This is a genomic window from Sorangiineae bacterium MSr11954 (genome assembly GCA_037157815.1).
Classification (GTDB): domain Bacteria; phylum Myxococcota_A; class Polyangia; order Polyangiales; family Polyangiaceae; genus Pendulispora; species Pendulispora albinea.
Map to the genome: position 1 here is coordinate 1,779,722 of CP089984.1, position 11,988 is coordinate 1,791,709.

The 11,988-nt window shown below is 67.1% G+C and carries 8 protein-coding genes; 6 read left to right on the top strand and 2 right to left on the bottom strand.

The window, feature by feature from the left end; all coding sequences use genetic code 11:
• The first annotated feature begins 162 nt into the window (after positions 1–162).
• Positions 163–1,467: an agmatine deiminase family protein gene (locus tag LZC94_07370; protein ID WXB17086.1), complete on the top strand. Its 1,305-nt coding sequence runs from the start codon at positions 163–165 to the stop codon at positions 1,465–1,467.
• A gap of 8 nt (positions 1,468–1,475) precedes the next feature.
• Here the strand turns inward: LZC94_07370 and LZC94_07375 are convergent, their stop codons facing one another.
• Positions 1,476–2,630, bottom strand: coding sequence for a hypothetical protein (locus LZC94_07375; GenBank protein WXB17087.1), 1,155 nt, complete (start codon positions 2,628–2,630; stop codon positions 1,476–1,478).
• Positions 2,631–3,596: 966 nt separating this feature from the next.
• Between LZC94_07375 and leuB the strand changes: the two genes are divergently transcribed.
• The 5 genes from leuB (at position 3,597) to LZC94_07400 (ending at position 9,712) form a co-directional block, all read left to right on the top strand.
• Positions 3,597–4,709, top strand: a complete 1,113-nt coding sequence (leuB, locus tag LZC94_07380; protein ID WXB17088.1) for a 3-isopropylmalate dehydrogenase — start codon at positions 3,597–3,599, stop codon at positions 4,707–4,709.
• The gene (locus LZC94_07385) at positions 4,706–5,251 is read left to right on the top strand and encodes a 2OG-Fe(II) oxygenase (GenBank protein WXB17089.1); all 546 of its coding nucleotides are present in this window, start codon (positions 4,706–4,708) and stop codon (positions 5,249–5,251) included. Before leuB ends, LZC94_07385 begins: the two co-directional genes overlap by 4 nt.
• A gap of 12 nt (positions 5,252–5,263) precedes the next feature.
• Positions 5,264–6,601 carry an aldolase/citrate lyase family protein gene (locus tag LZC94_07390; GenBank protein ID WXB17090.1) on the top strand — a complete coding sequence of 446 codons (1,338 nt, stop codon included), beginning with the start codon at positions 5,264–5,266 and terminating at the stop codon, positions 6,599–6,601.
• On the top strand, positions 6,579–8,093 hold the full coding sequence (locus LZC94_07395) for a M14 family metallopeptidase (GenBank protein WXB17091.1): 1,515 nt from the start codon (positions 6,579–6,581) through the stop codon (positions 8,091–8,093). The genes LZC94_07390 and LZC94_07395 overlap by 23 nt, the downstream gene beginning before the upstream one ends.
• 116 nt (positions 8,094–8,209) lie before the next feature.
• Entirely contained in the window at positions 8,210–9,712 is a 1,503-nt protein-coding gene (locus LZC94_07400) for a hypothetical protein (GenBank protein WXB17092.1), read from the top strand.
• A gap of 14 nt (positions 9,713–9,726) precedes the next feature.
• On the opposite strand, the gene LZC94_07405 is transcribed toward LZC94_07400, so the two are convergent.
• Positions 9,727–11,958, bottom strand: coding sequence for a PQQ-like beta-propeller repeat protein (locus tag LZC94_07405; GenBank protein WXB17093.1), 2,232 nt, complete (start codon positions 11,956–11,958; stop codon positions 9,727–9,729).
• Between the last annotated feature and the right edge of the window lie 30 nt (positions 11,959–11,988).

Genomic DNA, 11,988 nt, shown 5'->3' on the forward strand with positions numbered 1-11,988 from the left:
GTGCTGAATATCATCGAGCGCCTTGGCCGAAGCGACTCCGCGGCCTCGCCTCGAACGAGCTCGCGACGAATGCTCTCGAACAATCGTGAATCCCGAATTTTTGTTTTGCGTAAAACATATTTACTCTCGATGCTTTCAGAATCGTCCCTAGATGCGTAAGGTATGGAAAAGCTGATAAGGATCGTGCGTGGTATCTCGGCGCGGGTGCGGTTCGGTGCGCGAGCGGCGCTGCCGCTCGCGCTCGTCGTCGTTGCATGCTCCGGCCCTCCGGCGCTGCGTCCGGCCGCCGAGACGCCCGCGGCCCAAAGGGCGTCGGCGCCCCAAAGGTCGTCGGCGCCACGGGCGCACCGTTTGGTCGCCGAGTGGGAGCCGGCGCTCGGCGCGATGTTGGCGTGGCCGCTCTCCGTGCCCCACGACCTGGTGATCAAGATCGCGAAGGACGCTCGGCTCTACACCCTATGCGCGGATCGAGCCGGTTGCGACGAGGCCAAGAGCTGGTACGAGCGCTGGGGGATCGATCTTGCGCGGGTCGAATTCCTCGTGGTGCCGCAATCCTCCGACGCGTCGTGGATCCGCGACTACGGTCCCCACACCCTGGTGGACGATGCCGGCCGAGTCGAGCTCGCCGATGCCCGCTACGATCTGGGATCGCCGACCTCGGGGTTGCCGTGCGACGCGCCGCTGGGCACCGTCCAGAACGGCGGCCAGCCGGTGTCGGCCGCGCACGCGGGTCCGGCCGGTTACAGCGTCGCGGCCGAGGACGCGGCCCCGGCGGCGATCGCCCGCGCGCTCGGCCTGGCCCATCGCCCGCTCGGGTTCGCGCTGACCGGCGGCAACCTCGCCACGGACGGTCATGGCCTCGCCCTTTCGACGTGCATCCAGGCCAACGAGAACCGGGCGATGGGTCTCGCGGACGATCAGTTTCGGACCCTGGTGCGCGAGCAGCTGGGGGTCGCGCGCTATGTCTTGGTCTCGAACTACGAGAGCACCGGCATCCAGCACATCGACTGTCTGCTCAAGATCCTCGACTCGAAGCGGATCCTGGTCGCGCGCCCGCCGGTCGATCATCCGGCGAGCGCGCTCATCGAGCGGATCGTCACCCAGGAGCTCATGCCCCTCACCACCTTCGAGGGCAAGCCGTTCGAGATCCTGCGGATCGACACCGCGCGCTTCCGAGGCGACGAGCTCGCGGCCTACGCCAACGCGCTCATTCTGAACGACCGGGTCTACGTGCCGCTCTTCGGCATCGCCGAGGACCAGCGCGCGCTCGCGACCTGGCGGGCGGCGATGCCGGGATCGAAGGTCGAGGGGTTTCCGTTCGTGCTCGCCGACGAGCCGATCCTCGCGCCCTCGACGAAGATGTATCGGGATATCGGCTGGAACGGGGGGGACGCTCTCCATTGCCGGGTGCGGGCCGTGTTCGATCCCGCCCGCCTCGCGCGCGCCGCAAAAGGCGCCCCTCGTTGAGCGAACCGCTAGAAATACTGACTGAGCCCGGTCTGCAATAGCCAAGTCGACTCCGGCGCGCGCAGCCACGCCGAGTCGACGCGCAGAACGAGGCCGGCAAGAAAGGTCGGAATCAGGCGCGCCCCCACCCCCGCGCTGAATGCACCGACCCAATCGCTGAGGCGCCCGTATTCGTCCATGCTTCGAAATTGGGCCCCGTCGGCGAAGAGGACGCCCTGGAGAGCCCAGCGCTCCGCGAATCGCCACGCTTGGCGGAATTCGATGTTCGCCACCCCCTGCAGGTGGTCTCGATAATAAGCGTCCGACAACCCGCGCACCCCGGTGACGCTGCCGACGCTCGCGCTCCAATTGGGATCGCCGCGGTTGTACACCTCACCGGTGGCTTGAATCATGATGACCGTCGTCGGGCTCAGGCCAATCGCCTGAACGTACTGGAGAAGTGCGTAATGCCCCTTCTCGGCGGGACCAATCCGTGCACCGAGTTGCCCTCGGAAGGTGATCCGAAATCCCGCGGGCACGAGATCGTGAAACTTGTATCGATCCCATGCTGCCTCGAGCCATTGCCCGACATAGACCGAGGGCCGAAGATGGACCGGGCCCTCGACGTCGGCATAACTCTCCCCGTGAACTTGGACGCCGATTTCGATGCGCAACGGAGACGAATACGCATAGGGCAAAGTGAAACCGGTGAGCCCCCCGACACGGCGGCGCAGCCACGATACCTTGGAGGGGAAACGCAATTCCGATGTCTGGTAATAGAGCGCTACGAACGGCGCCAGCTGATGGGGGTCGTAGGGATGATCGGAGTACGACACGCGCGCGCTGGGCGCCCTCTCGGCGTAACTGGCATATCCCCAGATCTTCTTCGCCTGCCCAAATGCGTTGTACTCGTCGGCGCCGAGGAGAAGATACGTGTCGGCGAGGGTGCGCCCCGTGGAGAGGCTGATTCGCGGACTGATCGTGAACTTCTTGCGTAATTCGACGACGAGCACCTGCGACGCGAAGCGAACGTCGACGCGATCGAAGATCCCGAGGTTGGTGATGCGCCGTTGGTACTCGTCGATTTCGTCGTCGGTATACGTCGCTGGAGCGGGGCGCGGCAGGATGGCAAGGAGGGTATCGTTCGAGATTCCATCGGCCCCATGGAATTCGACCTGGGTCACTCGGTGGAGCCCCGATGCCGCTGCACGCGCACTCGCAAGGAATACGAGTAGGAACGCGAACCGTCTCACCCCATTGGGCCAGATACGCCACAGCGACATTGTAGGATAGTGCTCGCGAAGCTAGGGAATATTGGCGCGCCGGAGAGAGGCCGAACCGCGCGGATCGGCAGCATGAAACCGTACCGACTGCGCATTGTCAATGGCTCGACCATGGGCCACGCACCATGTTCTTCGATTCGAGGCGTTCCACGAAATGTCGAAACGAATACATTTTGTCGATGGTGTCGCATGTACAGCAATGCGGCCTTTGGATACGAGGCGTGGACCGCGCTTGGACCGGACCGCGCGCCGACGAACGGCGGTGGCGCGGTGGGATGCACGTTCCGATGTTTGTTTTCGAATATTGAAACTTCGAATGCTTGAGGTTCGCGTTGGTTTCACCTTGTCAGGGAGTCGGCGTCAGAGAGTCGGCTCTGGCGTGGATGTTGCTTACCCGCTTACCGTGGACGTAGCTTACGATGGTACGCAGGGTCGAGTGTGGTTGGTAATCGCTGGAAAATAAGCGACTACGATGGATGCGGGTGAACCCATATCGAGGCGGCGAATCGAAATGGGTTTTCGTGGGCTCCGTCGTGTCGGCGATCGCGTTTACCGTCTCGTGACGGGTTCGGGCGAGAGGAAACATTCTTGTTTCAAATACGACGCCCGCCCCGGCACTAAGAGCACGAAAGAGAGGCTAGGCTTGAGCGCAGACAGAGCGACGACACCCGGCAGCATGCATCGTTTTCGAAGCACTGGAATCGCTATCGAAGATGGAAATCGAGCATGGGAAGCCGCGCTCGAAGGCGGGCTGTTCGATAGTTGCGCCGACGATCGCGTAAATGGTCGTTCCTTACTCGGCGATGTCTTGGAGATCGTTCGTCACGAAGAGCGGCGCGCGCAAATGGCGCCTATGGGAGGCATGGCATGAACGCAACGATCGTCTTGCTCCCTGGCGACGGCATCGGCCCCGAGGTCGTGCGCGAGGCGCGCTCGGTTCTCGAGGTGGTCGCCCGGCGTTTCGGTCACCGTTTCACCTTTACGGAGCACTTGATCGGCGGCGCGTCGATCGATGCGCACGGCACGGCGCTGGCCGACGATGCGCTCGCCGCGTGCCGCGCCTCGGACGCGGTGTTGCTCGGTGCGGTGGGCGGTCCGGCCTGGAGCGATCCCAACGCGAAGGTGCGCCCCGAACAAGGATTGCTCGGCCTGCGCAAGGCCCTCGGCCTTTGGGCGAACCTTCGGCCCGTGCGACCGATCCCCGAGCTCGCGGATTGCTCACCGCTCCGGCCCGAGCGGCTCGCGGGGGTCGACTTGCTCGTCGTTCGGGAGCTCACAGGCGGCTTGTATTTCGGCCCGCGCGTGAGCGATGTGGTCGACGGCCGGCGCCGCGCCTTCGATACGCTCGAATATACGGAGCACGAGATCGCGCGGGTGGTCACCCTGGCGTTCGAGCTGGCGCGCGAGCGGCAGGGAAGGGTGACCTCGATCGACAAGGCCAATGTGCTCGAGTCATCGCGGCTATGGCGCCAGATTGCCATCGAAGTTGGCCAGCGCCACCCCGATGTCGCCCTCGATCACCAGCTGGTGGACTCCGCGGCCATGCGGCTCATCACCGCGCCCGCGTCGTTCGACGTCATCGTGACGGAGAACATGTTCGGCGATATCCTCACCGACGAAGCGGCCATCCTGGCTGGCTCGCTCGGCCTGTGCCCGAGCGCCTCGCTCGGCCATGGTCCGCGCGGACTGTACGAGCCGATTCATGGCTCGGCGCCCGACATTGCGGGCAAGGGGATCGCCAACCCGATTGGAACGATCCTCAGCGCCGCCATGCTCTTGCGCCACTCGCTCCGGCTCGAGGCCGAGGCGCGGGCGATCGAGTACGCGGTGGCCGCCACCATCGCGAGCGGAGCTCGAACCGCGGACATTGCAGCACCGGGGTCCAAGGACGCCGTGGCTTCGACGGCGGAGATGGGGGCACGGATCCGCGATTACCTCGGCAAAGTCGAGGTCGAAGCCGTCGAAGAGGAGAGCGCATGAGCGAGGCGTATTGCCCGTGGACCGTTTACAAGAGAGCGGTCGATCCGAAGCTGCTCCATCGCCACAAGCACCAGGCATTGGGCGAGGGACTTGCGTCGCTGATCGACACGGAGGTAGGGGTGCGTGTGTCGGAGGGTCGGTTCTTCGACGACGAGCCGCTGAGCGCCCTTTTGGGCGATATCGTAAAGAAGGCGGAGAACGAGCTGACCATCCACTTCGATTGGTCGACGATGGGCCGGTTGCAAATGACGCGCTACCGGCCCGGTGGGAAATACGAGTGGCACGTGGACAACGATTTTCTGCTGGAGCCAACGGGTTTGCAGCGGAAGTGGACGGTGGTGGTGGGGATTAGCCGACCTGGGATTGATTTTACCGGCGGTGGGTTGGAGCTGATGTGGACGAACGCCACGCGCCACGCGGTGTACCTGGACGAGGGGGACGCGGTGGTGTTCCCGTCGACCCTCTTGCACCGAGGCGGTCCGGTGCATGAAGGGGAGCGGTGGATTCTGGTGGCCTGGGCTCAGGGCCAAGCGCTGCGTTGAGCGAGCGATTGCATGTCCACGACTTTGCCCGCCGAAGGGTTGCAGGCGGTCCTCTCCCGCCTGGGTGACGCGAACCGCACCTTGGCGCGCCGTTACCCGGGCGAGAGCCTCGCCCGCCAGCCCGTGCACACCGTCTATGGCGGTGCCCACTTGTTTCGCGCCGAGACCGCCGGGCGCCTGGGCACCCTCGCCCTGCAGTCGCTCGAACGGCATGCGCCCGACGCCGCCGCCTTGGCGCGCGTCCTGGAGCTCCCGGAGGCGCTCGCCGACGCGGTCTACGAGCGCGTGGTGGCCAAGTTGCACCGGGAGCCGGTGGAGGACTACCGCCTCGATTTCGAAGATGGCTTCGGCGATCGACCCCACGCCGAAGAAGACGCCACGGCTTTGTCCGCGGCGGGCGAGGTCGCGCGCGGGCTCCGCGAGGGAACCTTGCCGGCCTCGATTGGCATTCGCATCAAGTCCTTGTCCGACGAGACCAAAGCGCGCTCGGCCCGCACCTTGGACATGTTCGTATCGACGGTGCTCGCGCAGGGCGGCGCGCTGCCGCCGGGCTTCGTGGTCACCTTGCCCAAGGTCATGCTCCCCGAGCAGGTCACGGCCTTGGTGGAGCTGCTCCGGCTTCTGGAGCGCGCCAACGGGCTGCCGGAGGGCGCGATCGCCGTCGAGCTCATGATCGAGTCGACCCAGGCGCTGCTGACGGCCGACGGGCGCACCAACCTGCCTGCGATGCTGGCCGCGGCCCAAGGACGCTGCCGAGGCGTTCACTTGGGCGTCTTCGATTACACGGCCTCCGCCAACATCACCGCGCAGCACCAAGGGCCGGAGCACCCCGCCTGCGATTTTGCGCGGCACTTGATGCAGGTGGCGGTGACCGGAACCGGCGCGTGCGTGGCGGACGGTCCCACCACGGTGATCCCCGTGGGGCCGACGGCCGACGTGCACCGCGCATGGCGGCTCTCGTACCGTGCCATTCAGCGCGCCCTGATAAGCGGCTTCTACCAGGGCTGGGACTTGCACCCTGCGCAGATTCCGGTGCGTTACGCGGCGTGCTACGCGTTCTTTTTGGGCGGGGTGGTGGTGGCGGCCGAGCGGCTGGGGAACTTCATCCGCAAGGCGGGCCAGGCGACCATGGTCGGAAACGTCTTCGATGACGCGGCCACCGGTCAAGGGCTGCTGAACTTTTTCCTGCGCGCGCGGAACTGCGGGGCGGTGACCTTGGACGAGGTGCAGGCCACCGGTCTCACCTTGGAAGAGCTCGAAGGGCGCTCGTTTCTACGCATCGTCGAGGCGCGACGTCATGTGATAGGAAGCAAGGAACGGAGCACGCATGCCTCTTCAGACCATCGCTGAGAAGTCCGGTTACCGCGCGACCAGCACCCACGCCGAGGTCATGGCGTTCATCCAGGAGCTCCAGCAGCTCGGGAGCCCCTACCTGCGCGTCTCGAACTTTGGCCATACGCCCCAAGGGCGGGAGCTTCCGCTCTTGGTTCTGTCCTCCACGGGGGTGTCGGATCCGGCGGCGGCGCGCGCGCTGGGGCGACCGGTGGTGCTGCTTCAGAATTGCATCCACGCGGGCGAGGTGGAGGGAAAAGAGTCGGTGCTGATGCTCGTTCGGGATCTGCTCACCCGGGGCGACGAAGGCCTGCTCGAGAAGCTGACGGTGGTGGTGCTGCCCATTTTCAATGCGGATGGCAACGACGCCATGGATCCCGAGAACCGGGCGCTCCACATCGAGCGGCTCATCGGGCAAGACGGGCCTCCGCGGGTGGGCACCCGGGTCAACGCCAAGGGCATCAACCTCAATCGCGATTACATTCGCCAAGAGGCCCCCGAGATGCGCCTGCTCCAGACCCGCGTCTGCCACACCTGGGAGCCCGATCTCTCCGTCGATTCGCACGCGACCAACGGCTCCGTGCACCGCTTCGCCATGACGCACGACATTCCGCACACCGTGGAGTCGGGGCGCAGGGAGCCCATCGACTTCATGCGGCACACGCTCGTTCCCGAGATATCGCAGGGGGTGCGCCGCAACTTTGGTCTGGAGTCGGGCTGGTACGGCAACTTCGTCGAGGACGAGCGCACCCTCGATGAACGCGGAACGGCCGATCCGAACGCGCCGGTCGGCGAGGGGTGGATGACGTATCCGCACCATCCGCGCTTTGGAGGCAATTACCGCGGGCTGACCAATCGCCTCGATCTGCTGCTCGAGTGCTATTCGTACCTTACGTTCGAGGAGCGGGTGCGCACGACCTACGCGTGGCTGATCGAGACGCTTCGCGCCGCCGCGGGCAAGGCCGATGCGATTCGCGATTTGATTGAGGCGAGCCGGATGCCCCCGGCCCGCGTCGCCGTGGGCTACGGTCTCGAGGCCATGCCCGAGCCCGTGAAGGTTCTCACACGCCGGCCGCGCACGCGCGAGGGCGAGCCGCACGAGGTGGACATTCCGTTCCTGGCCCGCTTCGTCGGCACCAACGTGGTCGACCGTCCCCGCGCTTATGTGCTGCCCGCGCACCTCGGTCCGTTCTTGCGCGGCCATGGATTGCGGGTGGAGGAAGCGCCGGCCCAGGCGCTCGTGGAGATCCCGCGCTTCGAGGGGTTCTCCGCCAAGAGCGCGCGCGCCATCCTCGAGGCGTCCACCGTTGGCCAGTGCGACGTGTCGTGGACGCGCGAGGCACGTTCAATCCCGCCCGGCTCCTTGCTGCTGCCGACCGAGCAGCCCTTGGGCGCGGTGGCCGTGTATTTGAGCGAGCCCGAAAGCGACGATGGTGTGGTGACGAATGGCTTGCTCCCGGTGCCGAAGGTGGGCGAGGAGTTCGCCGTTTTGCGCGTCGTGGACGGGTAAACGAGGCGACTCGGGTGCACGAAGGTGTGCACCTTCGAGGCACCCGGCGAAATGCGGGTAGCGCAGGGAGGGCGGAAGCGGCAATGTCCGTGGGGCGTTCGTTCGCGACGGTCCCCATGAGACGGCAAAGCGCTTTCGGCTTTTTTCTGGTGTCGCTTTTTGCGTGTAGGGCGCATGAGCACCCGCCGGCCGCGCACGATCGCGTTGCGGCCGCACCGGTGGCGCGCCCGGCGGCCGCCGTTGGCGGCGCCGTCGAAGCACCTGCGCCGCGAAGGACGGCCGGTGCCGTGGGGCCGGTCGGCCTCCGCGATTTGGGGCTCCCATCGCCCGCTGCGCTCGCGGAGAACGATGCCGCGGTGAAACGTCTCGCGCGGGGCGACGTCGGGCCGGCCGTCGCGGGGCTCGAGAAGGCGCTCCAGTCTGCACCGGGGTTCGTCCTCGCGCGTTACAACCTGGCGTGTGCGCGCGCCCGAGCGGGCGACATGGAGGGCGCGGAGCGCGAGCTCACCCAAGTATTCGAGGCGGATTTCATTGGCTTGCGCGCGCAAGCGTCGCGCGACCCCGATCTGGTGGATTTTCGGGCCAGCGATCCGGGCAAACGCCTCTTTGCAAAGGTTTTCGAGCTCGAAGCGCGGTATCGCGCATCGCTCTCGAGTGAGCGCGGGCTGCGCGCGATGCTATGGCAGGCGCGGACGGAGCGCGCGACCGATCCCGAAAATCTTCGCGTGGGCGTTTGGGATTCGTCCACGTCGCGCTTCGTGGCCGTGAGCGAGCGCGAACGGGGGCCCTTGTCTGCATACGTGGCCAGCGATTTGCCGTTTGCCATTCTCACGACCGGCTCGAGACCGACGATGTTGGCTGGTGACCTCGCCGATCACTTCTACCTCCACCAAGTTTTGCTCTGGCCGTACACCACGGACGGCGCCCCGCTCGCGCGCATTCCCGTGGACAAGGGTGGTTTCTCCGGACAGGTGCACATCGTAGAGGACGCGGTCACTGTGCTTCTGAGCTCGGGGATCGGCTACGAAAAGGGCGAGCCCCTCGGACGACTCACCGGAGCGCGTATTTCCTTTTCACCGGAGCGGGGCGCCGGCAAGTTGGAATTCGCCACCTCGGCGTTCAAAGCGCCCAAAGTCGATCACGGCAAGGCGGGGGGAACGCTCGGGATGCCCTTCCACAACGGTTCCGAGACTTGGTCTTCGAGCGCGGGCTATTCGTGGAAGTGGCTCGAGCTGAAGCTCCCGGATGGTCGCGTCGTGAAGGTGCCAAAGAATATCGCCTTCGGCGGCGATCGACCGCCCTCCATCGTGGCCTCGCCCCGCGGTGACCGCGTCGCGCTCGTTTGGGACACGCACGTGTGCGAATGCGGGACCTTCGTCGGCTCCCATCGTATCGTGCTGGTGGACACCGCCACGATGAGCGCGACCACGATCGCCGCCGGCACCGGCGTGGGCGCCGTGCGCTTCGATCCGGGTGGGACCCTGTTCGTGCAGCGGGATCGCCAGACCTTCGAGGTCGCGGACCCACGGGCAGCCTCCACATGGAGAGCGCTCCCGCCCGGGGTTCTCCTCGTTCCGCCGGTCGCTCCCGAGGCGGACATCGCGTGTTGCGGTTTCTGACCTTACGAACCGCGTCAGCCTTTGACCAATGTCAGGCGGGGTCCGACGGCGAAGGAGGCGAGGTGGCCGCTCTCCTCGGCGACGTACACGTTGCATTGCTCGTCGACCCGCAGAAGATCGGGGATGGCATCGCAGGGGCCGATGGTGGCGATTTCGGTGCCATCGTGTGGACGGAAGACGTGCACGTCGGTGTGAGGAACGAAGAGGGCGCCGGAGCGCAAGACGGGCTCGAGGCGGCGGGGGACATCGGCGTCGATCATGCGACCGAGCACGTGGCGGTAGCGCAAGGCGCCGGTTTCGGCTTCGACGGCGACCAGCTCACCGGTGGGGCAATTGCCGATGAAGAGCCCGTCGACGGAGAGCCACGAGGTGCCCACGGGGGCGACGGAGCCTTCGCTCTTCCACAGCTCACGCCCCGTTTCGCGGCAGAAGGCGACCAGGCGCAGGCCATGGCGCATGCGCACGGCGCAGGCGACGACCCGGCCGGCGATGAGCGGTCCGCCTTCGACGGTGGCGGCCGACGGCGCGATGGGGCACTGAAAGCGCACCTGCCCGGAGTACGGATCGATGCCCAGGAGCTCGGCGGCGGAGTTGGCGCCGCCGGCGACGGCCATGAGCACGTCGTGATCGAGGGTGGGGCTGGCCCGGAAGCGCAGGCGGTTGCGCACCCGCCATACGACGGCCCCCGACTGCACGTCGACCGCCGTGAGGGCGCTGTCGCCGCTCGCCACATAGAGCAGGCGCCCGGCGCGCCGCATGCGAAGCGCTCCGCCGCGGCCCCAGGCGAAGCGCCATCGGGGCTCGCCGTTGGTGAGATCGATGGCGGACAGATGGCGCTCGCCCTCGGTGACGATGAGCAGGCGCGGGAGGCCCGCCAAGCTGACCACGGCGCCCGCCGGCGGCGCGCCGAGGCGCGGGCCGATTTGGGTGCGCATCGTGATCTCGCCGTTGCCGAAATCGTGCACACAGATTTCGCCGTCGCCGGAGATGCGGGCCAGGCCGCCGGGGGTGACCACGTTGGTCGCGCGCGTGGTAGGCACGCGCCACATGACCTGCCCGGTGGTGCGCTCGAGGCAATACGTCTCGGCGGCGGCGCCGACGATCAGGCGATCGCCGCAGAGGAAGGTCGCGCGCAGATCGATGCCGGGGACGAGGGCGCGCCATCGCTCGGTGTAGCGCAGCCGGGTGGGCGCGGCGCTGGGGCCGGTGACCGAGGGGGTGTGCGCGGGGCGCGACGCGGCCACGAAGGCGCGGTAGGGCTCGGGGGTGGGGTTGGTCTTGGCGTCGTCGCGGCAGACATCGCGCAGGGCGTCGGCGGTCTCGCGCAGCTGGCGGCGGAAGGCGCTGAGCCGCAGATTGGTGCATTGTGCACGATCGCGGCGCAGGACGGCGCGCGCGAGGGCGCGGCCAAAGGCGAGCGAGGCCTCGACCAAATCCGAGACGGAGAGGGCGGGGAAGGTGAAGTTCTGCTCCAGGTGGGCGCGCGCGGCGGAGCCCAAGGTGAGGGCGGCATCGCCGTCGGCCGAGAGGCGGATGGCGATGAGGACGCCGCCCGCTTCGGCGCGCACGTACTGGGGCTGGCCGTGCTCCCACGCTTGCAGCGCGCGGGTCGACATGGCGAGCAAGCGCTCGGCGAAGAGGAAGGGGTGGCCCTCCCCGAGATCGACGGCGCGCCCGCGCACCTCGGCGCGGATGCGTCCGCGGAAGAGCAGCGCGTGGAGATCGGCGCGCTCCACCGGGGCGGCGTGATCGTCCAAGTCGGCGAATTTTCGCAAGACGAACTCGGTGCCGAGGGCCACGGGGAAGTCCCGCTCCACCTCGACGCTCACGGGCTCCAGGGCCGACAAGGGCTCGTCCTCGAGGGCGAGATCGGCCTCGCTCACGGTCTCGAGCGCGGCCTCGGCGGCGCGGAGCTCGACGGCCACCGCGGCGGGGGCGGAGCCGCGCTCGATGGCCTTCTTCACGGCGTCGTGCACGCGCGCGTGGATCTCCGCGAAGCTGGCGCGTTCGTCGTAGGCGACCACGAAGGGATCGGTGCCCGTGCGGTAGACGCTGAGGGCGGCGATCTTGCCCATGCGCTCGACGCAGAGCTCCCACGGATCGTCGTAGAAGCGAACCAGGATCTTTCCGCGGCGTTGGCGGGCGAGCCGGGCGAGCGAGAGGCCGAGATCGCGCAGCACGGCTGGCGCCTGCCGGTCGGCCACGCGGGCGGTGACGTTGACGCCGCCGATGAAAATGTCGAGCACTTCCCGGGCACCCCGCCGCGGGACGCGGCG